The 25992-nt window shown below is 64.9% G+C and carries 25 protein-coding genes, 4 pseudogenes and 2 riboswitches; of the genes and pseudogenes, 18 read left to right on the forward strand and 11 right to left on the reverse strand.

Going from position 1 to position 25992, the window contains the following annotated elements; all coding sequences use genetic code 11:
• Positions 1 to 7: 7 nt before the first annotated feature.
• On the reverse strand, positions 8 to 751 hold the full coding sequence (locus ADT71_RS25975; RefSeq protein WP_054441738.1) for an SDR family NAD(P)-dependent oxidoreductase: 744 nt from the start codon (positions 749 to 751) through the stop codon (positions 8 to 10).
• 333 nt (positions 752 to 1084) lie between these two features.
• On the opposite strand from ADT71_RS25975, the gene ADT71_RS25980 reads away from it, so the two are divergent.
• Positions 1085 to 1456, forward strand: a complete 372-nt coding sequence (locus tag ADT71_RS25980; protein WP_054441585.1) for a hypothetical protein — start codon at positions 1085 to 1087, stop codon at positions 1454 to 1456.
• Between the two features lie 96 nt (positions 1457 to 1552).
• Here the strand turns inward: ADT71_RS25980 and ADT71_RS25985 are convergent.
• Positions 1553 to 2976 (reverse strand): annotated as a pseudogene (locus ADT71_RS25985) (sigma-54-dependent transcriptional regulator).
• A gap of 247 nt (positions 2977 to 3223) precedes the next feature.
• On the opposite strand from ADT71_RS25985, the gene ADT71_RS30790 reads away from it, so the two are divergent.
• The 12 genes and pseudogenes from ADT71_RS30790 to ADT71_RS26040 all read left to right on the forward strand — a co-directional run bounded on the left by ADT71_RS30790 (position 3224) and on the right by ADT71_RS26040 (position 13937).
• Positions 3224 to 3349 (forward strand): aa3-type cytochrome c oxidase subunit IV, encoded by a 126-nt coding sequence (locus tag ADT71_RS30790; RefSeq protein WP_082370561.1) that lies wholly within the window; start codon positions 3224 to 3226, stop codon positions 3347 to 3349.
• 2 nt (positions 3350 to 3351) lie between these two features.
• A pseudogene (locus ADT71_RS25990) lies at positions 3352 to 4485 on the forward strand (NAD(P) transhydrogenase subunit alpha).
• A gap of 51 nt (positions 4486 to 4536) precedes the next feature.
• Positions 4537 to 4854: an NAD(P) transhydrogenase subunit alpha gene (locus ADT71_RS25995; protein ID WP_054441587.1), complete on the forward strand. Its 318-nt coding sequence runs from the start codon at positions 4537 to 4539 to the stop codon at positions 4852 to 4854.
• A pseudogene (locus tag ADT71_RS26000) lies at positions 4854 to 6327 on the forward strand (NAD(P)(+) transhydrogenase (Re/Si-specific) subunit beta). Before ADT71_RS25995 ends, ADT71_RS26000 begins: the two are co-directional and overlap by 1 nt.
• A gap of 24 nt (positions 6328 to 6351) precedes the next feature.
• Complete coding sequence (locus ADT71_RS26005) at positions 6352 to 6669, forward strand: hypothetical protein (RefSeq protein WP_054441588.1); 318 nt, start codon at positions 6352 to 6354, stop codon at positions 6667 to 6669.
• 41 nt (positions 6670 to 6710) lie between these two features.
• Complete coding sequence (locus ADT71_RS26010; protein WP_054441590.1) at positions 6711 to 7871, forward strand: deoxyguanosinetriphosphate triphosphohydrolase; 1161 nt, start codon at positions 6711 to 6713, stop codon at positions 7869 to 7871.
• The gene (locus tag ADT71_RS26015) at positions 7864 to 8556 is read left to right on the forward strand and encodes an NAD(P)H-binding protein (protein ID WP_054441592.1); all 693 of its coding nucleotides are present in this window, start codon (positions 7864 to 7866) and stop codon (positions 8554 to 8556) included. The genes ADT71_RS26010 and ADT71_RS26015 overlap by 8 nt, the downstream gene beginning before the upstream one ends.
• Before the next feature lie 92 nt (positions 8557 to 8648).
• Positions 8649 to 8752: riboswitch (glycine riboswitch) on the forward strand.
• A gap of 1 nt (position 8753) precedes the next feature.
• Positions 8754 to 8876, forward strand: a riboswitch (glycine riboswitch).
• Positions 8877 to 8910: 34 nt separating this feature from the next.
• On the forward strand, positions 8911 to 10044 hold the full coding sequence (gene gcvT / locus ADT71_RS26020) for a glycine cleavage system aminomethyltransferase GcvT (RefSeq protein WP_231636202.1): 1134 nt from the start codon (positions 8911 to 8913) through the stop codon (positions 10042 to 10044).
• A gap of 11 nt (positions 10045 to 10055) precedes the next feature.
• Positions 10056 to 10427 carry a glycine cleavage system protein GcvH gene (gene gcvH / locus ADT71_RS26025; protein WP_054441594.1) on the forward strand — a complete coding sequence of 124 codons (372 nt, stop codon included), beginning with the start codon at positions 10056 to 10058 and terminating at the stop codon, positions 10425 to 10427.
• 30 nt (positions 10428 to 10457) lie between these two features.
• On the forward strand, positions 10458 to 11816 hold the full coding sequence (gcvPA, locus tag ADT71_RS26030) for an aminomethyl-transferring glycine dehydrogenase subunit GcvPA (RefSeq protein WP_054441597.1): 1359 nt from the start codon (positions 10458 to 10460) through the stop codon (positions 11814 to 11816).
• Entirely contained in the window at positions 11813 to 13417 is a 1605-nt protein-coding gene (gene gcvPB, locus ADT71_RS26035; protein WP_054441598.1) for an aminomethyl-transferring glycine dehydrogenase subunit GcvPB, read from the forward strand. Before gcvPA ends, gcvPB begins: the two co-directional genes overlap by 4 nt.
• A 58-nt stretch (positions 13418 to 13475) precedes the next feature.
• The gene (locus tag ADT71_RS26040) at positions 13476 to 13937 is read left to right on the forward strand and encodes a DUF1453 domain-containing protein (RefSeq protein ID WP_231636203.1); all 462 of its coding nucleotides are present in this window, start codon (positions 13476 to 13478) and stop codon (positions 13935 to 13937) included.
• Between the two features lie 98 nt (positions 13938 to 14035).
• Here the strand turns inward: ADT71_RS26040 and ADT71_RS30795 are convergent, their stop codons facing one another.
• The 3 genes from ADT71_RS30795 to ADT71_RS26050 all read right to left on the reverse strand — a co-directional run bounded on the left by ADT71_RS30795 (position 14036) and on the right by ADT71_RS26050 (position 15381).
• Positions 14036 to 14164 (reverse strand): entericidin A/B family lipoprotein, encoded by a 129-nt coding sequence (locus tag ADT71_RS30795; protein WP_082370563.1) that lies wholly within the window; start codon positions 14162 to 14164, stop codon positions 14036 to 14038.
• A 99-nt stretch (positions 14165 to 14263) separates the two neighbouring features.
• Positions 14264 to 14398, reverse strand: coding sequence for an entericidin A/B family lipoprotein (locus ADT71_RS26045; RefSeq protein ID WP_054441740.1), 135 nt, complete (start codon positions 14396 to 14398; stop codon positions 14264 to 14266).
• Positions 14399 to 14484: 86 nt separating this feature from the next.
• The gene (locus ADT71_RS26050) at positions 14485 to 15381 is read right to left on the reverse strand and encodes a DMT family transporter (protein WP_054441602.1); all 897 of its coding nucleotides are present in this window, start codon (positions 15379 to 15381) and stop codon (positions 14485 to 14487) included.
• Positions 15382 to 15482: 101 nt separating this feature from the next.
• Between ADT71_RS26050 and ADT71_RS26055 the strand changes: the two genes are divergently transcribed.
• Entirely contained in the window at positions 15483 to 15689 is a 207-nt protein-coding gene (locus tag ADT71_RS26055; RefSeq protein ID WP_054441604.1) for a hypothetical protein, read from the forward strand.
• 417 nt (positions 15690 to 16106) lie between these two features.
• Here the strand turns inward: ADT71_RS26055 and ADT71_RS26060 are convergent, their stop codons facing one another.
• A complete protein-coding gene (locus tag ADT71_RS26060) occupies positions 16107 to 17627 on the reverse strand; it encodes a CpaF family protein (RefSeq protein ID WP_082370564.1) in 1521 nt (506 codons plus the stop codon).
• Positions 17628 to 17768: 141 nt separating this feature from the next.
• Here ADT71_RS26060 and ADT71_RS34520 point away from each other — a divergent pair, with 141 nt between their 5' ends.
• The 3 genes from ADT71_RS34520 (at position 17769) to ADT71_RS26070 (ending at position 19445) form a co-directional block, all read left to right on the forward strand.
• Entirely contained in the window at positions 17769 to 18062 is a 294-nt protein-coding gene (locus ADT71_RS34520; protein ID WP_082370573.1) for an HNH endonuclease, read from the forward strand.
• A gap of 73 nt (positions 18063 to 18135) precedes the next feature.
• Positions 18136 to 18564 (forward strand): hypothetical protein, encoded by a 429-nt coding sequence (locus tag ADT71_RS26065; RefSeq protein WP_054441605.1) that lies wholly within the window; start codon positions 18136 to 18138, stop codon positions 18562 to 18564.
• On the forward strand, positions 18561 to 19445 hold the full coding sequence (locus tag ADT71_RS26070) for a sulfatase-like hydrolase/transferase (protein WP_054441607.1): 885 nt from the start codon (positions 18561 to 18563) through the stop codon (positions 19443 to 19445). Before ADT71_RS26065 ends, ADT71_RS26070 begins: the two co-directional genes overlap by 4 nt.
• Positions 19446 to 19538: 93 nt before the next feature.
• Here the strand turns inward: ADT71_RS26070 and ADT71_RS26075 are convergent, their stop codons facing one another.
• The 5 genes and pseudogenes from ADT71_RS26075 to ADT71_RS26095 form a co-directional block, all read right to left on the reverse strand.
• Positions 19539 to 19796 (reverse strand): ATP synthase F1 subunit epsilon, encoded by a 258-nt coding sequence (locus ADT71_RS26075; RefSeq protein WP_054441608.1) that lies wholly within the window; start codon positions 19794 to 19796, stop codon positions 19539 to 19541.
• Between the two features lie 6 nt (positions 19797 to 19802).
• Positions 19803 to 21260 (reverse strand): F0F1 ATP synthase subunit beta, encoded by a 1458-nt coding sequence (atpD, locus tag ADT71_RS26080; protein WP_054441611.1) that lies wholly within the window; start codon positions 21258 to 21260, stop codon positions 19803 to 19805.
• Positions 21261 to 21284: 24 nt separating this feature from the next.
• Positions 21285 to 22166, reverse strand: a complete 882-nt coding sequence (locus ADT71_RS26085) for a F0F1 ATP synthase subunit gamma (protein ID WP_054441613.1) — start codon at positions 22164 to 22166, stop codon at positions 21285 to 21287.
• Between the two features lie 103 nt (positions 22167 to 22269).
• Positions 22270 to 23798 (reverse strand): annotated as a pseudogene (gene atpA / locus ADT71_RS26090) (F0F1 ATP synthase subunit alpha).
• Between the two features lie 13 nt (positions 23799 to 23811).
• On the reverse strand, positions 23812 to 24366 hold the full coding sequence (locus ADT71_RS26095) for a F0F1 ATP synthase subunit delta (protein WP_054441615.1): 555 nt from the start codon (positions 24364 to 24366) through the stop codon (positions 23812 to 23814).
• Between the two features lie 563 nt (positions 24367 to 24929).
• Between ADT71_RS26095 and ada the strand changes: the two genes are divergently transcribed.
• A complete protein-coding gene (gene ada / locus ADT71_RS26105; protein WP_197283124.1) occupies positions 24930 to 25982 on the forward strand; it encodes a bifunctional DNA-binding transcriptional regulator/O6-methylguanine-DNA methyltransferase Ada in 1053 nt (350 codons plus the stop codon).
• Positions 25983 to 25992: the final 10 nt, after the last annotated feature.

Below are 25992 nucleotides of genomic sequence, written 5' to 3' on the forward strand. Positions count from 1 at the left end.
AGCGCGGTCAGACCGCCAGATATCCTCCGTCCACCGGATAGTAGGTGCCTGTCACGAAGGAGGCGCGGTCGGACAGGAGAAACGCCGTCACCGCCGCGATTTCCTCGGGCCGTGCCAGCCGGCCCAGCGCGTGCTTGCCCGCCAGTTCGGCGATGGCCTGCTCGGTCATGTTCTTTTCGAGCGCGGGCGTGGACACGAAGCCCGGCCCGACCGCGTTGATCCGCACTCCGGCGTCGGCATAGTCGAGCGCGGCAACCTTGGTCATGCCGAGCAGGGCGTGCTTGGCGGTCACGTAAGCGGTCGATCCGGCCCAGCCCACCGCGCCAAGGATGGAGGCCATGTTCACGATCGCGCCGCCGCGCGCCGTCATCGCCGGGATCTGGTACTTCATGGCATAGAATACGCTGTTGAGATCGACGTCGATCACGCGCGACCAGGAATTCAGCGGAATGTCGGCAAGCTTGGCAGCGGGCGCGCCGATACCCGCATTGTTCACGGCAAAATCAAGCCGGTCGAAGCTGCCCAGGGTAAAGGCGACGAGCGCTTCGTTGGCGGCAGGGTCCGCCACGTCCAGCCTGAATACGGCGGTGCTTTGCGCGCCCAGTTCGTCGGAAAGGGCGCGGGCGGCGTCCTCGTCGAAATCGGCGATTACCACGCGGCCGCCCTGAGCGACGAGTTCACGCGCCACTGCTGCGCCGATGCCCGAAGCGGCGCCTGTCACGATACCGGCCTTGTCCTTGAAATCCTGCATTGCGATCATCTCCTTGATGACCGTTCAACGCAGCCGCCCCGGCGCCGGTTCGCGTGATCGGCGATGACTTTTCCGCATTTCCGGTAGCGCGGAACGCGCCGTATCCGCTTAAAATCCCGCGACAAACATGGACGTGCGATGAACCTGCGATTGCTGCCCGATGAACACGGCCAGGCGCTGTGTCGACCAGCGCACGCATGGCGGGGGACTTCACCGAAATGTCCCGTCTACGGCCCGTTTCGTCCCGGACGCGGGACTATAATTGCGTCGGCGTTCGTTTCCCTTTCAAACGCGGGCAATAGTGCCTGCGTCCAAGCGAAAGGGAGAAGTCCCATGAACCAGACCAAGAACCTTCGTAATCGCCTCGTGGCGCTCGCTGCGGTTCCGGCCGTCGCCATTCCTGTAGCCGCTTTCGCCGTTCAGCCGATCATGTACGAGGAATCCGTCGCCCGCCAGGAAGAGGCCCTGATCTTCCAGAATCCCATCGGCGGCGTCCAGAACAGCAAGTGGTACGATTATCGCATCAACGTGAACGAGAGCCAGAAGGAGCTCGCCAGCGATTTGCGCCACTCCACCGACATCGAGGATCGCCGCGATGCCTGGGAGGAATACGCGACCGAACTGCACAGCGAACGCGGGAAGTACGTGAAGTACATGAGCAAGCGCGGCTACCGCGTGCCGAACGTCTATTTCGAGAATCTGTGATCCGGGCTTGAGTCACGGGCTTTGGCCGCAAGGTCGGAGCGTTCACCGATCAATACCGTGCCGGCAGCCGTCAGCGGTTTGCCGGCACGGCCGCGTTCAGGCGGCGTTGTCGATGCCGAGTTCGCCGAGCTTGCGATAGAGGGTGGACCTGCCGATCCCCAGCCGCCTCGCCACTTCGGTCATCCGTCCGCGATAGAGGCCGATGGCGAGCCGGATGACGTCGGCCTCGATCTCGTCGAGCGGGCGCAGGTTGCCGTCGGCCGTGTAGAGCATCACCCCGGAGCTTTCGTGCATGGGGCTGCTGGGGCTTGTGGATAAACCTGTGCCCAGAATGTTCGTAAGCTGTGGGAAGTCCTGCGAGGTCAGCGCATCTCCGTCGCAGAAGACGGCGGCGCGGAACAGGACTGCCTGAAGCTGGCGGACATTGCCCGGCCAGTCGTAAGCCGCCAGCAGCGAGAGCGCGCCATCGGTGATGCCCAGCGCACGCAGCCCCGGCTGTTCGCCGATCCGCGCGAGGAAGAACCGGGCGAGGGCGGCAATGTCGCCGGTGCGTTCGCGCAGCGGCGGCAGGCTGACCTTGGTGGGAGACAGCGCCTCAAGCAGTTCCGGCAGGAAATGGCCTTCGGTCACCAGGTCCTGAAGCGGCAGGTTGCTGGCCGCGATCAGGCGCACGTCGATGCGAAAGGAGTGGCGCGCGCCGATCGGGCGCACGTCGCTCTTGCGGATCGATTCCAGCAGCCGTTCCTGCACGCTGAGCGGCAGCCGATCTATCTCGTCCAGCGCAAGCGTGGCGCCGTCGCAATGCTGGAGCGCGCCCACCTGCCGGTCGAACGCGCCGGGAAAGGCGCCCTTTTCGTGGCCGAACAGGGCGGATTCGATGGAATTGGCCGGAAGCCCGCCGATATTGACGATCCGCAGCGGCGCCTTCGAGCGGGGGCTGGCGGCGTGCATCGCCCGTATCAGCATTTCCTTGCCGGAGCCGGTCTCGCCCTCGATCAGCACCGGGCCGTGCCCGCGCGCGCCTTGGCGGCTACGGCGAGCGCCTTGCGGAAGTTGGGAGCGGCACCGATCATCGACTCGAAGTCGGGATTGGAGGGCATCTTCTCGGTCAGCGGGGCGAGTTCGTCGCTCGGCGCCTCGCGCGTGGTGGCGGTTCGCAGCGCGTGCATCAGCCGGTCCGGCGCAACGGGCTTCACCAGATAGTCGGTCGCGCCCGCGCGCATCGCTTCGACCGCCAGCAGCGGAGAGGTGGAAGCGGTGAGCATCAGGATCGGCAGGGCCGGGCGGCGGGATTTGAGTTCGGCGATCAGGGCGCAGGCATCGTCACCGGGCACCCACTGGTCGAGGATGATGGCCGAAAGCTGCATGCCCTGGCGCGTGCCGAGCGTGGCGATCGCGGTTTCCGAATCGCGTGCGATGACCGTGCGCCAGCCCTCGCGCGCCGCCAGTGCCGAAATCAGGCGGCTTTGCGCGGGTTCGTCGTCGATCAGCATGAAGAGGCGCTGTTCTTGTTCCGCCATTTTCCGCCCGCCGTGTCGCCTCCTAGGTATCTCAGTCCCGAATTAGGGCAAACCAGTAAAGACGAAATTAAGGCTCAATTCGGTTCGTCGCAGAGAAACCGTGAAGGCATTTCTGGTTCGCCCTGCCGTTAACCGAAGCATTTGCCGCCGTTCCGGGCCGATTTGGCGGGGTTCGGGCTTGAGCCCGGCCGCTGCGACGTCTAAACATAATGGATCAAACGGCAATAATCACAGGGGATACCAGTTCATGGCTTCAGGCAACGACATGAAGGCCGCCACCGCGACCTACAACGGCTTCGTCAAGGCCGCTACCTGGAGCACGGGCATCGTCATCCTTATCGTGGCATTCGTCGTCAGCCTGATTTCCGCCTGAGCGTGGCGGCAGGCACGCGGATCGCCGTTCTTCGGGAACGGGCGTCCGGCGAAACGCGCGTTTCGGCAACGCCCGAAACGGTACGGAAGCTCACCGCGCTGGGCGCCCAAGTGGCGGTCGAGGCCGGGGCCGGCCTCGCCGCCAGCATTGCCGATGCAGACTATGTCGCCGCAGGGGCCGAACTCGGCCCGGCGGAGCAGGCTGCGGCCGGTGCGGACATCGTCTTCGGCGTTCAGGGCCCCGATCCCGCGCTGCTGGCGGGCGTGAAGCCGGGGGCATGGGTGGTCGGCGCGCTTGATCCATCGGGGCAGCGCCCCCGGATCGATGCCTATGCCGCCGCCGGGCTGGAAGCGCTGGCGATGGAGTTCATGCCGCGCATCACGCGCGCGCAGTCGATGGATATCCTGTCCTCGCAGTCCAACCTCGCCGGCTACAAGGCCGTGCTGGTCGCCGCGAACCTCTATGGCCGGGCCTTCCCGATGATGATGACGGCGGCCGGCAGGTCAGCGCCGCCAAGGCCTTCATCATGGGGGTGGGCGTTGCCGGGCTTCAGGCCATCGCCACCGCCCGCCGCCTTGGCGCGCAGGTTTCCGCAACCGACGTTCGCTCGGCCACGCGGGAGCAGATCCTCTCGCTGGGCGCTAAGCCGATCTTCGTGGAAAAACGTGCGCGGTATCGAGGGGGAGGGCTCGGGCGGCTACGCAACGGAAATGACCGAGGAATACCAGCTTGCGCAGGCGGAACTGGTCTCCGGGCACCTTGCGAAGCAGGATATCGTCATCACCACCGCGCTGATTCCCGGCAGGACGGCGCCGCGCCTGATCTCCGACGCGCAGATCGCCACCATGAAACCCGGAAGCGTGATCTTCGACCTCGCGGCGCCGCAGGGCGGCAATGTCGAAGGCTGCGTGGCCGATCAGGTGGTGGAGCGGCACGGCGTCAGGATCGTGGGTTACGCCAATACCCCCGCGCAACTGCCGGCAGATGCTTCCGCCCTCTTCGCGCGGAATCTGCTCAACTTCGTTTCGGCCTTCTGGGACAAGGAACTGGGCAAGCCGGTTCTCGACGAGGAAATCGGCAATGCCATCCGCCTGACGCAAGGCGGGAAAGTGGTTCACGAACGGCTGCTCGGCTGAAAAGGCGCGGAACGAGGCGCCTCGCAGGGCGCCGAAAAGGTTAGGGTGCTCATGGACTTCATCTCGATCCTGTCGATCTTCGTGCTGGCCTGCTTCGTGGGCTATTACGTCGTCTGGTCCGTGACACCGGCCCTGCACACGCCGCTGATGGCCGTTACCAACGCCATTTCCTCGGTTATCGTCGTGGGCGCATTGGTGGCCAGCGCGGCGCAGGGCTCGCCGCTGGCGAAATGGCTGGGGCTGGGGGCGGTGGTGCTGGCAAGCATCAATATCTTCGGAGGCTTCGCGGTCACCGCGCGGATGCTGGCGATGTACCGGAAAAAGGACAAGCCGGCGGCGGGCAGGCCGATATCGAAGGAGGCGAAGTGATGGAGCCTCATGCCGTGAATCCGTGGGTGGCGGTGGCTTACCTCATCGCCGGCATCTGCTTTATCCTGGCGCTGCGCGGACTGTCTTCCCCGGCCACGAGCCGCAGGGGCAACCGCTATGGCATGATCGGCATGGCGATCGCCGTGGTGACGACGCTGGCAACGCATGTCCCGCGGATCGACCTTGCAACCGGGCCCGGCCTTCCCCGTTACGACACTTCCTCTATCGACCTGGCGTCCATGGGTGAAATCCTTGTCGCCATCGCCATCGGCGCGGTGATCGGGCTCACCACCGCCCGCAAGATCCAGATGACGGCGATGCCGCAGCTTGTCGCCGCATTCCACTCGCTGGTCGGGCTTGCCGCCGTGCTCGTGGGGATCGCCGCCTATTACAACCCGGCGGCGTTCGGCATTCTCGCACCCGGCGGGCTCGATATCCTGGCAGCCAGCCGGATCGAGATGGGGCTCGGCGTCGCCATCGGCGCGGTGACGTTCTCCGGTTCGGTGATCGCCTTCGCGAAGCTCAACGGCAACATGGGCGGGGCGCCGATCCTGCTGCCCGGCCGCCACGTCATCAATCTTGCGGCGCTGGTGGGGATCGCCGTTCTCGTCGCCCTGTTTCACCGGGACACGCCGGCGCTGTTCTGGGCGATCGTCCTGCTCAGCTTCGCCATCGGCTTCCTGCTGATCATCCCGATCGGCGGTGCGGACATGCCGGTCGTCGTATCGATGCTCAACTCCTACTCGGGCTGGGCGGCGGCGGCGATGGGTTTCACGCTCCACAACACCGCGATGATCGTGACCGGCGCGCTCGTGGGCTCTTCAGGCGCGATCCTCAGCTACATCATGTGCAAGGCGATGAACCGCAGCTTCATCTCGGTGATCGCCGGAGGTTTCGGCGCGGAGGCGGGCACGACCGGCAGCGCCGCGGCAACGGATCGCCCCTGGAAGCGCGGTTCCGCCGAGGATGCTGCCTTCCTGATGAAGGAGGCGGAGAACGTCATCATCATTCCCGGCTACGGCATGGCGGTGGCGCAGGCCCAGCACGTCGTTCGCGAGATGGCGGACCAGCTCAAGTCCCACGGCGTCGGCGTGAAATACGCGATCCACCCGGTGGCTGGCCGGATGCCGGGGCACATGAACGTGCTGCTGGCCGAGGCGAACGTGCCTTATGACGAAGTGTTCGAGCTGGAGGACATCAACGGCGAATTCGCCCAGTCGCGACGTGGCCTTCATCATCGGTGCCAACGACGTGGTGAACCCCGCCGCGAAGACCGACAAGGCGTCGCCGATCTACGGCATGCCTGTGTTCGACGTGGAGAAGGCGAAGACGATCTTTTTCATCAAGCGTTCGATGGGCGGGCAGGGCTATGCCGGGGTCGACAACGACGTGTTCTACATGGACCAGACCATGATGCTCCTCGCCGATGCGAAGAAGATGGTAGAGGATATCGTGAAAGCGCTGGCGGACTGATCGAGGGGCTCTATACGGCCCGCCATGCTGCGCATCTTCAAGCGAATCCTGCTGCTCGTCGGTCTCCTCGTCGTACTCGTGGGCGGTGTGCATCTCTACGCCGGCTGGCGCCTGCATGGCGCTCTGGTGGAAGCAGGCCTGTCGGACCGGGTGGCTAGCTGCATGACCCGGCGCATGGTCAAGCGGCTCAGCCTGCCGCAGCTCGTCCGGCTGCAGAACCTTCAGGGTGACAAGCCCACCATCGGCGCCTGGATCCGCGCGGTGGAGCTGGTCGATGACCGCAAGGTCATCCTCGTGACCACTTCGTCGGCGGCCTTGTGCAAGACAGGGCTTGCTCGGTAAGGGGGACGGGCGAGCAAGCCTGCTCCGGGAAAGATTTCAGCTTGACCCTTGCACCTTACGCCTCCGATCCGGCCCGTTCGCGTGGCCGAGAGTTTCCCATGGACACGGGCCTGCCGCGCGGTCAGCGCAGCCCCTACCAGCGCGACCGGGACCGGATCGTGCATTCGATTGCGTTCCGCCGCCTGCGCTACAAGACCCAGGTCTTCATCGCGCCAGACGGCGATCACTACCGGGTGCGCCTGACGCATAGCCTCGAAGTGGCGCAAGTCGCCCGCGTGATCGCCCGTATCCTCGGTCTAGACGAGGACCTGACCGAAGCGCTCGCGCTGGCCCACGATATCGGCCATCCCCCCTTCGGCCATGCCGGTGAGGAAGCGCTCGACGCGGCGCTCCACAAGGCGGGCGGGTTCGACCACAACGCCAATTGCCTGCGCACGCTGATGCGGATCGAAAGCCCCTATTGCGAGCATGACGGGCTGAACCTGACCTGGGAAACGCTCGAAGGCCTTGCCAAGCACAACGGGCCGGTCACCGAACCGAACTGGGCGCTGGCAGAGCTGGACGCGGCCTACGGCCTCGAACTGGGCACTTACGCATCGCTCGAAGCGCAAGTCGCGGCCCTATCGGACGATATCGCCTATGACAACCACGATATCGACGACGGGCTGCGCGCAGGCTTCCTCGATCTCGACGAACTGTTGGCCCACCCCTTTATCGTGCCGCGCTGGAACGAGGTGGAGCGCCGCTATCCGGGCGTGCCGCGCGATCGCCAACTCGCCGAGCTGATCCGCAGCCAGATCGGCTTCATGGTCAACGATCTGCTGGCCGAAACGCAGCAGCGGCTAGTCGGCATCGAGAGCGTGGACGAGGTGCGCGCCGCGGGCCGCCAACTCGTCGCGTTTTCGAGCGAGGTCGAGGAGGGGGAGCGCGAGTTCAAGCGCTTCATGTACGAGAAGCTCTACTATCATCCCGAGCAGCTTGAAACCGCCCGTCGCGCCCGTGCGCTGCTGGCGGAGCTCTATTCTGCCTACTCGCAGGAGCCGGTGCTGATGGAGGAGAGCTGGATCGACGGCCTGCCGCGCCACGAACCTGCCCGCAGCCGCCACATCGCCGATTATATCGCGGGCATGACTGACCGCTATGCCATCTCGTGCCATGCCCAGATCTACGGCAGCACCCCGGAAGGGCTGCGCAATGTCTGATGCGATTTCGGCGGCGCGGCGGATCTGCCTCGTCGGCGCCAGCGGACTGGTGGGCTCGGCGGTCATCGAGGAGAGCGTCCGGCGGCCTGAGGTGCGTATCATCGGTGTCGCCCGGCGTGAGGTGCCGCTGCCGGATGGCGCGCGGCTGGAAATCCTCTTGGGAGAAACCGCCAACTGGCCGGTGCTGATCGCCGCAGCCCATGCGGACGTGTTCGTCTGCGCACTGGGCACCACGCGCAAGGCGGCCGGTAGCGACGAAGCCTTTCGCGCGGTAGACCACGATCTCGTGCTGGAAGCCGCCGCCGCCGCCCGCGGGGCCGGTATCCACCGCATGATCCTAGTTTCCTCGGTGGGCGCGGATGCCGAAAGTTCCAACCTCTATCTGCGTACCAAGGGCGAGGTCGAGGCCGCGCTCGGCAAGCTCGGTTTCGCGCGGCTGGATATCCTCCAACCGGGCCTGCTGCGCGGTCGGCGCGAAGAGGATCGGCCGCTGGAGAAAGCCGGGCAGGTGGTTGCGCCGATCGCGGACCTGCTGGTGTTTCATGCAAGACTGCGCCGGTTCCGCTCGATCGCGGCAGTGCGGCTGGCGCAAGTCATCCTCGCGCTCAGCGGTGAGCAGGCGCCCGGAACGTTCGTCCACGAGCACGATTCCATGGCCGATATCCTGCGCGGGCAGCAGTCCTGAGCCGGTTATTCCGACTACTGGTGGAAATTGTGATGCAGTGCGGCGCGATTGCGTTGACTTGCGCGCGGCGCTCAACCAAGTGACCAAATATCGCTGACAGCGCGGGAGAGACCTGCCGATTCGCATTTGCGAAGAAGCAGGCGCCGAAGGAGCAACCGCCCCGGAATCTCTCAGGCAAAAGGACCGCGCAGCGTCGATAGCGAGACTCTGGAAAGTGTCGCTGCCCTCATCGGGCAGAGGCCGCCGACGGTGTAACTTCGGGTTTGTCCTCAGGGGCGGGTCGAGGGAAGCTCTCAGGTTTCCGTGACAGAGGGGGCACCTGAAATGGTGTACCGAACTGTGCGGAGTCATGTCTTGAGCGAATATCCGATTTCCGATTCCGATCAGGAAGAAGCACCCCCGGCGCCGCTGCTGCTGCCGCTTGACGGCTGGCACCGTGAGCGTGGCGGCCGCATGGTCGAATTCGCCGGTTACATCATGCCCGTCCAGTACGAGGGCATCATGGCCGAGCATCTCTGGACCCGCGAGAGCGCCGGGCTGTTCGACGTCAGCCACATGGGCCAGCTCTACATCTCCGGCGAAGGCGTGGAAGCGGCGCTCGAAACGGCGCTTCCCATCGATCTGTCGACCCTGAAGACCGGTTCGGTGCGCTATTCGCTGCTGCTCGACGAGAACGGCGGCATCCTCGATGACCTCATGGTCACGCGCTGGGAAACCGGGTTCTACCTCGTCGTGAACGGCGCGACCAAGTGGGACGATATCGGCACGCTGCGCGAACTGCTACCGGACGACGTCACTCTCAATCACCTTGATGACAGCGCCCTGCTGGCGCTCCAGGGCCCCAAGGCCGCGGAAGCGCTTGAGCGTCTGGTGCCCGGGGTTTCCGCATTGACCTTCATGAAGGGCGGCGCGTTCAAGCTGGGCGGCGTCGATGCCTGGATCAGCCGCTCGGGCTACACCGGCGAAGACGGGTTCGAGATCGCGATCCCCGGCGAATCCGCCGCGATGATCGCCGAGCTGCTGTGCGGAGAGCCGGAAGTGAAGCCGATCGGCCTTGGTGCGCGCGATTCGCTGCGCCTCGAAGCCGGCCTGCCGCTCTATGGCCATGACATGGACCCGGAACGCGGCCCGGTCGAAGCCGGCCTTGCTTTCGGCATCAACAAGCGCCGCCGCCTCGAAGGCGGCTTCCCCGGTGCCGAGCGCGTCCAGCGCGACTTTGCGCAAGGCACCGCGCAGAAGCGCATCGGCCTCAAGCTCGAAGGCCGGCAGGCGGCGCGTGAAGGCGTCAAGGTTTTCCATGGAGAACAGGAGGTTGGAGTGGTAACTTCGGGCGGTTTCTCGCCTTCGCTCCAGCATCCCGTCGCCATGGCCTATGTCGATGCGGCAGTGGCCGCTGACGGCACGGCCCTTTCGATCGAAATCCGGGGCAAGAAGCTCGACGCAACAGTCGCAGCCATGCCCTTCGTCCCCAATCGCTATCACCGCTGAGGAAACTACCCATGACCCGTTATTTCTCGCAGGAACACGAGTGGCTTGAAGTCGAGGGCGATCTCGGCACCGTCGGCATCACCGATTACGCACAGGGCCAGCTTGGCGACATCACCTTCGTGGAACTGCCCGAAGCTGGCGCTGCGTTCGGCAAGGGCGATTCCGTTGCCGTGGTGGATTCGGTAAAGGCCGCCTCGGACGTCTACACCCCGGTTTCGGGCACGATTGCCGAAGCTAACGCCGCGCTGACCGATGAGCCGGAACTGGTCAACACCGACGCCGAAGTGGGCGGCTGGCTGTTCCGCATCACCCTCTCGGACGCTTCGGAACTCGACGCGCTCATGGATGAGGCCGCGTATCAGAAGTACGTCGAAAGCCTCTGATCCAAATATAGAAATACGGAGTATCGCCGCTTGCGCTACCTGCCCCTGACCCCCGCCGATCGCGCCGAGATGCTCGGCGTCATCGGTGCCGACACGGTGGACGACCTGTTCGTCGACGTGCCCGCCGAGGCCCGGCTTTCCGGCCCCATCGCGGGGCTGCCGCTCCGCGCCAGTGAAATGGCCGTCGAACGGCACATGTCCGCGCTTGCGGCGAAGAACCTCTCGGCCGGTTCGGCCCCGTTCTTCCTCGGCGCCGGTGCCTATCGCCACCATGTTCCGGCCTCGGTCGATCACCTGATCCAGCGCGGCGAGTTCCTCACCGCCTACACTCCTTACCAGCCGGAAATCGCGCAAGGCACGCTTCAGGTGCTGTTCGAGTTCCAGACCCAGGTGGCGCGCCTGTTCGGCACCGACATCGCCAATGCCTCGATGTATGACGGTTCGACCGCGTGCTGGGAGGCGATCCTGATGGCTGCGCGCGTCACCCGTAAGGATCGCGCCGTGCTCTCGGGCGGCCTGCACCCGCATTACGGCGAAGTGGTGCGCACCATGGCGAAGTTCACCGAGGACGACATCGTCTCCCTCTCGCCCGAACTGGTGGCAGAGGCGGACGACGCGGCGGTGATCGCGGCGATCGACGACAAGACCTCCTGCGTCGTCGTCCAGTACCCTGACATCCTCGGGCGCATCCCCGATCTCGCTGCGATCGCCGAGGCAGCCCATGCCAAGGGGGCGCTCCTGGTGGCGGTCGTCACCGAGCCGGTTGCGCTCGGCATGATCGAGGCGCCCGGCGTGCTGGGTGCGGATATCGTCGTGGGCGAGGGCCAGTCGCTGGGCGTGGGTCTCCAGTTCGGCGGGCCTTACCTCGGCCTGTTCGGCTGCCGCGAGAAGTTCGTGCGCCAGATGCCGGGCCGTCTTTGCGGGCAGACCGTGGATGCTGAGGGCAAGCGAGGCTTCGTGCTGACGCTCTCTACCCGCGAGCAGCATATCCGCCGCGAAAAGGCCACGAGCAATATCTGCACGAATTCAGGGCTTTGTGCTCTGGCTTTCAGTATTCATCTCACGCTTCTGGGCGGTGATGGACTGGCCCGGCTCGCTGCTGTCAATCACGATTGCACCCAGGCGCTCGTCGAACGGCTTACCACTGTTCCCGGCGTGACGCTGCTGAATGATGCCTATTTCAACGAAGTCACGCTGGTCCTGCCGCGCGATGCGCGCGAAGTCGTGCGTGAACTGGCGGACCGCAAGGTGCTGGGCGGCGTGTCGCTCGGGCGCCTGTTCCCCGAGGCGAGCGAACTGCATAACGGCCTGCTCGTCACTGCGACGGAAACCGTCACGGACGAGGATATCGAGACCTTCGCCAAGGAACTGGAAGGAGTGCTGGCATGAGCGCGGTAAACGCAGCGGGCTGGCGTCCGTCCATGGGTGAGACGGGCGATTCCGGCGAGAAATTCGTAACGTCGTCAGGTGATTATGGCCTGATGCTGGAGGAGGCACTGAGCTTCGAACTCGGCGCCGAAGGCAAGTGCGGGGTCGATCTCGACACGCCCGCCCGTGCACCGGCAGCGGGGCTTTCCCGGTTCCTGCGCAAGGCCGCGCCGGCCCTGCCGGGCCTGACCGAGCCGGAGACGGTGCGCCACTACACGCGCCTCTCGCGCCAGAACTACGCCATCGACCTCGGGCCGTTCCCGCTCGGTTCGTGCACGATGAAGCACAACCCGCGGCTCAACGAGAAGATGGCCCGCCTGCCGGGCTTCTCCGATGTCCATCCGCTCCAGCCGCAGAAGTCGGTCGAAGGTGCGCTTGAGGTTATCGAGCAACTGGCGGACTGGCTCATCACGCTGACCGGCATGGCCTCGGTGGCGATGAGCCCGAAGGCCGGTGCCCACGGCGAGCTTTGCGGGCTGCTCTGCATCCGCGCCGCGCTCGATGCGCGGGGCGAGACGCGCGACGTCGTGCTGGTGCCGGAGAGCGCCCATGGCACCAACCCGGCGACCGCTGCGTTCGCCGGCTTCAAGGTCCAGTCGATCCCGGCGACCCCCGAAGGCCGCGTCGATCTCGATGCGCTCAAGGCGAAGCTGGGACCGAACGTCGCGGGCGTGATGATTACCAATCCCAACACCTGCGGCCTGTTCGAGCCGGAGATGAAGGCGATCGGCGATGCTGTTCATGCGGCGGGCGGCTACGTCTATTGCGACGGCGCGAACTTCAACGCCATCGTCGGCAAGGTGCGCCCCGGCGACCTCGGCGTCGATGCCATGCACATCAACCTGCACAAGACCTTCTCCACCCCGCACGGCGGCGGCGGACCGGGTGCAGGGCCGGTGGTGCTGTCCGAAGCGCTGGCGCCTTTCGCGCCGCTGCCCTTTGTCACGCGCGGTGATGATGGCCGTGTCCACCTCGTCGAGGAGGAGAACGCGGGCGAGGGCCATGCGCAGGCGTTCGGCCGCATGGTCGCTTTCCACGGCCAGATGGGCATGTTCACCCGCGCGCTGACCTATATCCTCAGCCACGGCGCGGACGGTCTGCGCCAGGTTGCCGAGGATGCGGTGCTCAACGCCAACTACGTCCTGCGTTCGTGCGAGGACCTGCTGCCGGCACCTTTCGCCAGGAGCGGCCCGTGCATGCACGAGGCGCTGTTCAGCGACGCCGGTCTGGCAGAGGGCTTCTCCACGCTCGACATCGCCAAGGGCCTTATCGACGAGGGCTTCCACCCGATGACGGTCTACTTCCCGCTGGTGGTGAAGGGCGCGATGCTGGTCGAGCCGACCGAGACCGAGAGCAAGGCCGGGCTCGACCGCTTCATCGGTTCGCTGCGCAGTCTTGCCCAGCGCGCCAAGGACGGCGACCAGAGCCTGCACAGCGCACCGCACTTCGCACCGCGCCGCCGGCTTGACGAAACGCTCGCGGCGCGCAAGCCTGTGCTCGTATGGCAGGGCCAGCCGGGTGTGCCGGCAACGCCCTCGCTCAGCGAGATCGGGGGAAGTTGACGATATGGGGGGAAGCGGGTTTGCGGCCTGGTTGCCGTTGCTGATTTTCGTCGGGGTAATGGCCTGGCGTTTCCGCAGCCTCGAAAAGGCGAGGCCGCTCCGTCTTCCCCTCCTTTGGGTCGCGCCGCTGATCGTTTCGGCGGCGGTATCCCTCGCGCTCTACGGCATGCCGCCGAGCATTCTGGGCTGGCTGGCGCTGCTTGCCGGCTTTGCGGTCGGCGGCGGCATCGGCATGCAGCGCTCGCGCCTCATGCGCCTTCATGTCGAGGGGGAGGGCGACGAGGCCCGCGTCATGATGCGCCAATCACCGCTGGCGCTAGTGCTCGTGCTCGCGGTGTTCGCCGTGCGGCGGCTGATCCTGCCGGGCGGAATGGGCGTTCAGGGTGATCCTCATGCCGCCAACGCTCTGCTCATGACCGATGCCATGCTGGGTTTCGTGCTGGGCATGGTGGTAGTGAGCCGCCTGATCCTGTGGCAGCGTGCGCGCTCGATGGTGGCGGATCACATCACCGATAGCTGAGGGCGGGCAGGCATAAGAACAAGGGCTCCTGCTTCACGGCGCGAGAGAACCGAAGGCTGCAGCGCGAAATGGACCATCCATTTCGCGCCGCAGCCGTTTCAGGTTTCGCGATCCACCGAATTCGCGGCAGATTCGAGATCCTGTCCGACGCCGCGCACGGTATTGCAGGCCGCCGCGCCGAGCACGAGGCCCGATACCGCCAGCGCCAGAACCGCTTTCCTGATCATGACTGCGTAATCCTTCCTGTAGCGGCGAGCGAAATGGTCGCCGCCTTTCGGCGCTAATCCATAGGGATTGCGAGGGGAAGGGGTCTGCAGTCAGCCTTGTCAGCGGTTGATGGCGTCATCCCCGGCCTTGCCGACCGATTCGATGTCCTGGCCAGCGCCCTTCACGGTGTTGCAGGCTGCTGCGGAGAAGACGATGCCTCCGGCGACAAGCGCGAGAACGAGTTTCTTGACCATTGTCGGTTTCCTTTTCCTGGAGGTCCCGGCGTTTTCTGCCGGGATCGAAGGACGCAACTCGTGGCCGTGCGTGCGGTTCCCGCCAATCACCTTGCGGTAGGCACGGTTTCCTCGATCGCGCTTTCGTCCAGCGACGAGGTCGGCGAAATTCGCTTCGAAAGATAGTGTTCGCGCCAGGTGATGATGAGCCCGGCGGCGATGATGAGAGGCGCGCCGAGCCAGGTGGAGGCAGGCGGTAGGTCGCCGAAGATGGTGTAGCCATAGGCCGTCGCCCAGATCAGCGCGGTATAGTCCATGACCACGACGGTGGCCACCGCTCCATGGCGAAGTGCTGCGGTGATGAGGAGCTGGGCAAGGGTGCCCGCCAGCCCTACCGCCACGAGCAGCATCCAGACGCGGGGCTCGTGGGACTGACCGTAGAACGGCAGAAGCACGGCTGCGAAAAGCGAACCGAAGAAGGCGAACCAGAACACGCAGGCGATGGGTGCCTCTGTCCGTGCGAGGTCGCGGATCTGGAAGCTGACCACGGCGACGATCACTCCGGCGCCGAGCCCGGCGGCCAATCCTGCGAGAGGAAGCGCCCCGGTTTCCCCGCCGGGCCGGGTGATGACGAGAACTCCCGCGAAACCGAGGACGACCGCCAGCCATCGCCATGGCCCCACTTTGTCGCGCACGACGATCGCGGTGATGAGCACGGCGAAGAGCGGCGCCGTGAAGCCGAGTGTCGTGCCCACCGGCAGAGGCAGCAGCATGGCGGCGGTGACGTTGCAGACGAGGCCGAGCGTGCCCGAGGTCGCCCTGAAGGCATGGGAGGAGACCCGGCGGGTCTTCAACTGGCCGATCCGGCCGGTCGCCAGCAGCCACCCGGCGATGAGCGGCACTGACATGGCCTGCCGCCAGAACACCATCTCGGCTGCAGATACGCCGTGGCGACCGGCCAGCTTGACGAGCATGAACATCGTTGAGAGCATGACCATCGCCATCAGCCGCAAGCCAAGTGCGAGAAGGGGGCGATCCTGACGGGATGGGGCGGCGTTCACCGGCCGGGCTTTAACTTCCTCGCGGAAGTAGGCAAGGGCGCTCCATGAACGATTCCGACAAGATCATGGCCGCCGTGGGCGGTGTCGCCGCGCTGTTCGCGGTCATCGCCTGGATCGGCGACCGCCGCCGGATGAAGCGCCGCGATCTCGACCGCGTGGGCTTCATGCCGTGGACCACGGTGTTCTTCTTCGCGCTGATGCTGGCCGTCCTGCTGCTCGGCGTGGCCGGACGGGACTGGTTCGCCGGGTAGAACGGAAGCGCCCCGCTCTCGTGTAGCCGCGCGGGGCAAGCGATCATCGCGATGTTTAGCCCATCGAAGGGAGCGCTTTCCTGCTGCAGGCAAAGCTGTCCTATGTTCGGGGATCAAGAACACCCCTTCTCGCCGCCGCCGCGCCCGTAAGGGACGCCGTGCCTGCCATGTCCGTGTACCGGCCTTAGTGCCTGTCCGGCCGCGATCCCGTGCCGATGGCTGGACGCCCGCGCGGCAGGCGGCGTTCTCGGGGCGCTGCCGGAAACCCGCTGCGCGCGCGCCGCGTGGGGATGACGCGCGAGACTGCCTATCGGCTGCGGCTGCGGCCGCGGCCTGGCGCGGATGTGCCGCCTGCCCGCCGGGCCGCAGCGAAGGCGATGCGGCGGGTTTCGTACCCGGTCCGGTATCAACCAGATGTCAGAGGCAGGCTTCGAGGTAGGCCTGGTCGAAGCCGAACTGGCGGGCCTTCTCGAGCGTATAGGGACGCAGGCCCGAGGGGCGGAATTCGCCGATGATCTTGCCGTCGTCGGTCTCGTCCAGATACTCGAACTTGAAGAGTTCCTGCGTGACGATGACATCGCCTTCCATGCCGATCACTTCGGTGATGTTGGTGGTGCGGCGCGAACCGTCGCGCAGGCGCTTTACCTGCACGATGATGTCCACCGACTCGGCGATCTGGCGGCTGATGGCTTCCTTGGGGATCTTGATGTCGCCCATCAGGATCATGTTTTCCATACGGCCAAGGCATTCGCGCGGGGAGTTGGCGTGGAGCGTGCACATCGAACCGTCGTGGCCGGTGTTCATCGCAGCGAGCAGGTCGAAGCACTCGGCGCCGCGGATTTCGCCGAGGATGATGCGGTCAGGCCGCATACGCAGGGCGTTCTTCACAAGGTCGCCGATGGTGATCGCGCCCTGGCCTTCGAGGTTCGGCGGGCGTGTTTCCAGCGGCAGCCAGTGGGGCTGTTGCAGGCGAAGTTCGGCGGCGTCCTCGATGGTCAGCACGCGCTCGCCCGGGTCGATCATCTTGGACAGGGCGTTCAGCATCGTCGTCTTGCCCGAACCCGTACCGCCGGAGATGACGATGTTCATGCGGCAGGCGCCGGCGATCTTGAGGGCGGTGGCCATCTTCTCGCTCATCGATCCGAAGTCCTTGAGCATGTCGATGGTGATCGGCTTCTCGGAGAACTTACGGATGGAGATCGCGGTGCCGCGCAAGCTGAGCGGCGGCACGATCACGTTGACGCGGCTGCCGTCCTTGAGGCGGGCGTCGGCCAGCGGGGTGGTCTGGTCGACGCGGCGGCCGACCTGATTGACGATGCGCTGGGCGATCTGGAACAAGTGCTGTTCGTCGCGGAACTTGGTCGACGCGAGCTGGAGCTTGCCCTTTTTCTCGATGTAGGTCTGGTTCGGGCCGTTGACCATGATGTCCGACACGTCGGGGTCGTTCAGCAGCTCTTCCAGCGGGCCGAAGCCAAGCAGTTCGTCAATCAGCACTTTCTCCAGCGCGAACTGCTCGCGGCGGTTGAAGGTGATCTTGAGCTCGGCCAGCACCTCGATGATGATCGGGCGAAATTCCTCGGACAGCTCATCCTTGGTCAGCGTGGCGGCCGCCTCGGGGTCGACGCGTTCGAGCAGGCGGGGAAGCACCTGCTCCTTGATCTTGTGGATGGAAGCTTCGAAACCGTTCTGGTCGGACTGGGTGTCGTGAACCGCATTGGCGCGGTCGGCCAGGCGAGACATGGCGTCATCGCGGGAATTCGCGGGCGAGGGGGCGTCCATCCCCGGTACCGGCGGGAACGGTTCGCCGCCAGGCATCGGCACGTTGCCGGGCATCGGCGCTTTCTCGGCGCCCCCTTTCAGCGGCTTGGCCACGCCGAATGCCGGCCGGGCGCCCTGACCCATGCCGCCGATGCCATTACGCCGCCCGAATGCCGTCATTGTCTCGTCAACCCTTTCAACGCCCCGGCTCTCGTCCGGCGCGATGTCCCGCGATAAGCGAAGGATTAAGGTTGAAACTTTGATAACTTCCTAATGGCGGCAGGTTGCCGCATCGGTGCAAAGGGTGGCGAAAGGCGCAAAATGTCTCAGGCTGGCGCGGTGCAGGGTTTGGTTTGCTGGCTGTGCCAACGGCCGCTGGGCCGCAGGACGGAGTGGCATCATCCGATCCCGCGAAGCCGAGGCGGGCGAGAAACCGTGCCGCTCCACCCGATATGCCACCGCACGATCCATGCGACCTTCAGCAATCCCGAACTTGCACGCCTGCCGGCCGATCCCGCAGCCCTCTCACGAGACCCGGCCATCGCGCGCTTCCTGCGATGGATAGCGGGGAAGCCCGCCGATTTCCACGCACCGACCCGGAAGCGTCAACCTTGAATTAAGCAAAGTTTCACCGATTGAAACCTAGGTAGTCTGTCAGAAGAGCACGGGGCGGAAAATCGAGATTGCAATGAGAATTCCGGCTCATCAATGGCCTTGGCGCTGGTGCCTTTACTGGCTGCTGCTGCCGAACATCATCGTGATCGTGATGTGGCCGATCGGCGGGCCGCCGATGGGTCGTCCGATCTTCGTTGCCGGCCTGCTCGGGCTCGCTTTCTCGCAGATGCGCTCGCTCCTGCTTCGCCGGATGGCGGTGGCCGTGCTCGGGCTCGGGATCACGTTCGAATATATCGTGAACTCGTTCAACCTCGAAGCGATGCGCATCGATGCCGCCTCGGAATTCCTGAAGAATGCCAAGCCGCTGGCGTCGGCGGAATATCTTGCCGGTCTCGTCATTCTTTGCGCAGCCCTTGCACTGGCCGTTCGCGGGGCGGGGCGGGTCCAGCATTTCGCCAGGCCGTCGCACTGGATTTTGCGATCTGCGCCATCCTCGGCATGATGCAGATCGATGCCGTCGCGACCGTCGCCACCAGTAATACCTACAAGGGACTGCCGCCGGAAGGGACGCCTTTCGCATCCGGTGTCGAGAGTGGCGGCGTGGCTCAACCCGGCCTGGCCAGACGGCATCTCGTGGTGATCGTCGTGGAAGCGCTCGGCATTCCGACGTTCGAGGAAGGGAAGCGGCTGTTCGCTGCAGACTGGGATCGGCCAGCGTGGCGTGGCAGGTACGAAGTGGCAAGCGGCAAGGTTGCCTACTTCGGCTCGACTACCAATGGGGAGATAAGGGAGCTTTGCGGCGCATTCGCGAATTTCGACGGGTTCGATTTCGCTCATGCGGATTGCCTGCCCCGTCGCTATTCAAAAGCCGGATACGACACTCTCGCGATCCATGCCTTCGATGGCGGCTTCTTCGACAGGAGGGCGTGGTGGCCGCGAGCAGGGTTCGCCCGAACCGAATTCGCGCCGGACCTGGTTCGTGGCGGCGCCCGCAAATGTGGCGGGATGTGGCCCGGCGCCTGCGACGTGGATATCGCGGCTCAGATCGGCCAGCGGCTCAAGTCGGCAAGTCGGCCGCAGTTCATCTATTGGGTGACCCTCAATTCCCACATTCCCGTGCTTGCAGGGGCGACACCGGGGCTGGCCGGCTGCGAGGATGGTGCGGCGCCGCTCGCTCATGCGTCGCTGCTTCAGTGCCGCCTGTTCCAGGCGCATCACGACATCGCGGAAGCCATTTCGGCGCTGGCGATGGACCCGGCGCTGCCTCCTACCGATTTTCTCATCGTCGGAGACCACATGCCTCCGTTCATGCGCCGCAACGAGCGGCTCGACTTCGACGGTTACAGTGTTCCCTGGATCGTCCTTCGCAACCGGCCTGCCTGACGATCGAAAGGGCGAAGCAGGGCCGTAAAACGACAAAGCGCGAACCGCGATGTGCGGTCCGGCGCTTTCAGTATCGTCCAACCGGACGGTAGATCAGACCCCGACGTGCTCCGCGAGCACGGTCAGGCCCTTGTCGCCCACTTCGGCGAAACCGCCGGTGATGCGGATCTCTTCCGGTGCGGCGTTCTCGGTCTTGTAGACCTTGAGCGCGCCATCGGCGATCGTCGACATGAAGGGTGCATGACCCTCCAGCACGCCGAACTCGCCTTCGGTGCCGGGGACGACCACCATGTGGACGTCTTCCGAGCGGACGAGCTTGGCCGGCGTGACGAGTTCGAAGTGCAGTGCCATGACTGATTACGCCTCTTCGGCCAGCTTCTTGGCCTTGGCGACCGCTTCCTCGATGCCGCCGACCATGTAGAAGGCTGCTTCGGGAAGGTGATCGTATTCGCCTTCGACGACGGCCTTGAACGACTTCACGGTGTCTTCGAGCTGGACGAACTTGCCCGAGATGCCGGTGAAGACTTCCGCGACGTGGAACGGCTGCGAAAGGAACTTCTGGATCTTGCGGGCGCGGGCGACGGTGAGCTTATCTTCTTCCGAAAGCTCGTCCATGCCCAGGATCGCGATGATGTCCTGAAGCGACTTGTACTTCTGCAGGGTTTCCTGAACCTTGCGGGCGGTCTCGTAGTGCTCGGCGCCGACGACGCGGGGCTCAAGAACGCGCGAGGTCGAGTCGAGCGGGTCGACGGCCGGGTAGATACCCAGTTCCGAGATGGCGCGGTTCAGCGTGGTCGTCGCGTCAAGGTGAGCGAACGATGCAGCCGGAGCCGGGTCGGTAAGGTCGTCCGCAGGGACGTAGATCGCCTGGACCGAGGTGATCGAACCCTTGGTGGTCGAGGTGATGCGTTCCTGCAACTGGCCCATGTCGGTGGCGAGGGTCGGCTGATAGCCCACTGCCGAAGGAATACGGCCGAGCAGAGCCGACACTTCCGCGCCTGCCTGGGTGAAGCGGAAGATGTTGTCGACGAAGAACAGGACGTCCTGGCCTTCCTGGTCGCGGAAGTACTCGGCCATGGTCAGGCCCGAGAGAGCGACGCGGGCACGGGCGCCCGGGGGCTCGTTCATCTGGCCGAACACGAGGGCAACCTTGGAACCTTCCGAGGTGGCGTTGCCTTCGGCGTCCTTGGCGATAACGCCGGCGTCGAGGAACTCGTGGTAAAGGTCGTTACCTTCACGGGTACGTTCACCGACGCCCGCGAAGACCGAGACGCCGCCGTGGCCCTTGGCGATGTTGTTGATCAGTTCCTGAATGAGAACCGTCTTGCCCACGCCGGCGCCGCCGAACAGGCCGATCTTGCCGCCCTTGGCGTAAGGCGCGAGAAGGTCGATGACCTTGATGCCGGTGACCAGGATCGCCGCTTCGGTCGACTGGTCGACGAACGGCGGGGCTTCGGCGTGGATCGGGGCGAACATGTCCGAACCGACGGGGCCACGCTCGTCGATCGGATCGCCGACGACGTTCATGATGCGGCCGAGGGTCTTCGGGCCGACCGGCACCGAGATCTGGGCGCCGGTGCTGATCACGTCCTGACCGCGGGTCAGGCCGTCGGTGCCGTCCATGGCGATGGTGCGGACGGTATTCTCGCCAAGGTGCTGGGCAACTTCAAGGACCAGCTTCTGGCCGTTGTTGCTGGTTTCCAGCGCGGAGAGAATTGCCGGCAGCTCACCTTCGAAGGTGACGTCGACGACGGCGCCAATGATCTGGCTGATCTTGCCGGTGGCGGTTTGGTTTAGCACGGGGGCGGTGGCCATTTTGGTTTCCTTGCCTGCGATGTCTTAGAGCGCTTCCGCGCCCGCGATAATTTCAACGAGTTCAGTCGTGATCGCGGCCTGACGGCTGCGGTTGTACTGGATGGTCAGCTTCTTGATCAGGTCGCCCGCATTGCGCGTCGCGTTGTCCATGGCGGTCATCGACGCGCCCTGTTCCGACGCGGCGTTTTCCAGCAGGGCGCCGAAGAGCTGTGTGCGCAGGTAGCGCGGCAGCAGCGCGTCGAGGATCTCTTCCTCCTCCGGCTCATACTCGGTCACCGCATCCGCGCCGGCGGTCGCAACGACGGCCTTGGGAGCGGGAACGGGGATGATCTGCTGGTCGGTCGGTTCCTGAACGAGCGCCGAGCGGAACTTCGAGTAGAACAGGTGCGCCACGTCGAACTTGCCGGCCTCATAGAGGGCGACCAGTTCGTTGGCGATGCGCTCGGCTTCGTCGAAACCGGGATCGCGTACGTCCGTGGTATCGAACAGGTGTGCGATCTGCTTCGGGAATTCGCGGCGCAGCGGCGCACGGCCCTTGCGACCCACCAGATAGAACAGGACGGTCTTGCCCTGGGCTTCCAGTTCCTTTGCCTTGACGCGGGCGGCCTTGACGATGTTCGAGTTGAACGCGCCGCAAAGGCCCTTGTCCGAGTTCGCGACGACGAGCAGGTGCACCTTGTCGCTACCGGTGCCGGCGAGCAGCCGGGGGCTGTTCTCGCTGACTGTGATCTTGCTCGCGAGCGAGCCCATCACCTCGGCCAGACGCGCGGCGTAGGGACGCGCGGACTCCGCGGCGGCCTGCGCCTTGCGCAGCTTGGCCGCGGCGACCATCTGCTTGGCCTTGGTGATCTTCTGGGTCGATTTGACCGAGTTGATGCGGCCCTTGAGTTCCTTGAGCGAAGCCACTCGTTGTTCCTCGTTTCGTCATCCTGGACCATGGGCCGGGACCGCTGGCAGCGTCATGCGACCCTGCCGGCAGTCCCGGCTTTCGCCGGGATGGCGGTTGTACTTACGCGAACTGCTTGGCGAAGGCGTCGAGCGCAGCCTTGGTCTTGCTCTTCGCTTCGTCGCCGAAGTCCTTGGTCGTGCGGATCAGCGCGAGGACGTCGGCATGCTGCTCGTGCATGAAGTCGAGCATTTCGGCTTCGTACTCGGTGACCTTCGAAACCGGCAGGCTGTCGAGATAGCCGTTGGTGCCGGCGAAGATCGACACGGTCTGCTCTTCGAACGCAAGCGGCGAGAACTGCTTCTGCTTGAGCAGTTCGGTCAGGCGCGCACCGCGGTTGAGGAGCTTCTGGGTCGAAGCGTCGAGGTCCGAGCCGAACTGCGCGAAGGCCGCCATTTCACGGTACTGCGCCAGTTCCAGCTTGATCGAGCCGGCAACCTTCTTCATCGCCTTGGTCTGGGCTGCACCGCCGACGCGCGACACCGACAGACCCACGTTGATGGCCGGACGGATGCCCTGGTAGAACAGGCCGGTTTCAAGGAAGATCTGGCCGTCGGTGATCGAGATCACGTTGGTCGGAATGTAGGCCGAAACGTCGCCAGCCTGGGTTTCGATGATCGGCAGCGCGGTGAGCGAGCCTGCACCGTTTTCCTCGTTCATCTTCGCAGCGCGCTCAAGCAGGCGGCTGTGGAGATAGAACACGTCGCCGGGATAGGCTTCGCGGCCCGGCGGGCGGCGCAGCAGCAGCGACATCTGGCGATAGGCGACGGCCTGCTTGGAAAGGTCGTCATACACGATCACGGCATGCATGCCGTTGTCGCGGAAGAACTCGCCCATGGCGCGCCGGTGTAGGGCGCGAGGTACTGAAGCGGAGCCGGTTCCGAAGCGGTCGCGGCGATGACGATGGAGTATTCCATCGCGCCGTTTTCTTCGAGCTGGCGAACGATCTGCGCGACGGTCGAGCGCTTCTGGCCGACAGCGACGTAGATGCAGTAGAGCTTCTTGGACTCGTCGTCGCCCTTGTTCGCTTCCTTCTGGTTGATGAAGGTGTCGATGGCGACGGCGGTCTTGCCGGTCTGGCGGTCACCGATGATCAGCTCGCGCTGGCCGCGGCCGACGGGGACGAGGGCGTCGATCGCCTTCAGGCCGGTCTGCACGGGTTCGTGCACCGACTTGCGCGGGATGATGCCCGGAGCCTTGGCTTCCACGCGCGCGCGCTTGTCAGCGATGATCGGACCCTTGCCGTCGATCGGGTTGCCGAGAGCGTCCACCACGCGGCCGAGCAGGCCCTTGCCGACGGGAACGTCGACGATGGTGTTGGTGCGCTTGACGCTGTCGCCTTCCTTGATTTCGGCGTCCGAGCCGAAGATCACGACACCGACGTTGTCGGCTTCGAGGTTGAGCGCCATGCCCTGAACGCCGTTGGCGAATTCGACCATTTCGCCGGCCTGGACCTTGTCGAGGCCGTGGATGCGGGCGATGCCGTCACCGACCGACAGAACCGAGCCGACTTCGGAAACCTGGGCTTCGGTGCCGAAGCTGGCGATCTGGTCCTTGATGACCTTCGAGATTTCTGCTGCGCGGATATCCATTGTTCTGCCTTTCTTAGCCCTTCATGGCCTGGGCGAGCGAATTGAGACGGGTGCGGATCGAGCTGTCGATGCGCTTGGACCCGATGGTGACCACAAGACCGCCAAGCAGGTCTGGGTCGACGTTGGTCCGGACCTTGACCTTGCGGCCTTCGCGCAGTTCCAGCTTCTGGCGCAGCTGCTCGACCTGCTGGTCGTTCAGGGCGTGGGCAGAACTGACTTCGGCGGTCGCCTCGCCGCGCTGGGCGGCGGCGATCGCTACGAAGGCGCGGATGATTTCGGGCAGGGCGGAGAGGCGGCGATTGGCCGCGAGCACGCCCACGAAGTTCTTGGTCAGAGGTGCGAGGCCGAGCACGTCGGCGACGGCTTCGATAGCCTTGCCGGCAGCCTTGCGGCTGACTTCGGGGTTGCGAATCAACTCGGCGAGATCGCGGCTTTCGCTGATCGCCAGGCCGATCTTCTCGAGGTCGGATTCGACCGTCGTTACGGTGCCGTTCTCGCTGGCAAGATCAAACAGCGCCGAAGCGTAGCGTCCTTGCAAGCTGGCCTTGATGCCGCCGGAATTCTCCACGCGTGTCCTATCCTTACATCGGGTGGGCTGGGGCACTTTGGGGCGCACGACAATGACGTGCCCCCCGGCCCGCAGACGGGGCGCGCATAGCGACGATAGTGTTACGATGCAAGCTGCCGCAGGCGCGATTGAGACAATGCTTGGGAAAGCGCTTTAAAAGCAAGGGGCGGGAAGTAACAGGATCGCGGGTGCGGCAAGGTCGGGACAAACGATCCTGCGGAGTTTCCCATGACCTGTCGAATCATCGAATTGCCTGTGCTGCAATTCCAGCCCTTATTCGGGATGGACCCCGCGGAATTGGCCAGACACGAAGCGCAGCGTATGACTGCCGATGGACAACCGGCTCATCGCTGCCGCGTCAGAAGGGACGACGCCGGGTTGATCGAGAGCCTGGTGCCGCTCGATTGCGGGAGGCACGATGACGCTAATCCCTATCGTACCGCTTGCACGATATATATTCCGGAGGACGTGCCGGAAGGTGAGCGCTTCGTCGCCCGCTCGCGGTGGCTGCGTGGTTTGCGCGGATGTTTCTCTGCGCGGATCGAGGGTCATGGAGGCCAACAATGAAGTTCGAGGACATCGGCGTGACTGAGGCAGGCATTACGGACGAGCGGGCATGGCAGGCGGTGCTCGAACGGGATCGCAGCTTCGACGGGCGCTTCGTTACGGGTGTGCTTTCGACGGGTATCTATTGCCGGCCGTCCTGTTCGGCCCGGCATCCCCGGCGAGAGAACGTTCGGTTCTTCGCGCAGGTTGGCGAAGCGGAGTGTTCAGGCTTGAGGGCTTGTCTGCGCTGCCGCCCCAACGACGTGTCGCGCGATGAGGAGGCCGTTGCGCATGCGCTGCGGATATTGGATGCGGATGAAGTCTCACCGCGTCTTTCGGAACTGGCCGAAGCGGTGGGATACAGTGCCACCCATTTCCAGCGCGTGTTCAAGCGCTCCGTCGGCCTTTCTCCCTCGGAATATCTGCGCGTACGCCGAGTTGAGCGTGCCGGTGATGCCATGAGTGGAGGCGCCAGTGTGACCGAGGCGATCTACGAGGCGGGGTTCGGCGCGAGTTCGCGGTTCTATCAAGCCAGCGAGGGCAGATTGGGCATGACCCCATCGGCCTGGCGAAACGGTGGGCGAGGCGTGACGATTCATTGGGCCGTGGTTCAGACCAGTCTGGGGCGGATGCTTGTTGCCGCGACCGGAAAAGGCGTGTGCCGTCTCTCGTTCGATGAAGGAGGCGAGGAATTGGCCGGGCGGTTCCCCCATGCGCAGCTCGTCGAGGGGGGTAGCGAATTCGAGAGCCTGCTGGAAAAGGTCGTCGCGGCAGTGGAGCAGCCGGGCCAGTCTCGCGCGATACCATTGGACGTGCAGGGGACCGCATTTCAGGAGGCGGTGTGGCGCGAGTTGCAACGTATTCCTGCCGGTGAGACCCGGAGTTACGCGCAGATCGCGGCGGCGGTGGGAAAGCCGGGCGCGGTGCGTGCAGCAGGTTCGGCCAATGGCGCGAACAAGGTTGCAGTGCTCATCCCGTGCCACCGCGTCATCAGGGCAGATGGTTCTATCGGCGGCTATGCCTATGGCGAGGCGATCAAGCGAGAACTGTTGAAGCGGGAACGGGGCTGAACCGCTGGGC

The organism is Novosphingobium sp. ST904 (genome assembly GCF_001298105.1).
In the GTDB taxonomy this organism is placed as follows: domain Bacteria; phylum Pseudomonadota; class Alphaproteobacteria; order Sphingomonadales; family Sphingomonadaceae; genus Novosphingobium.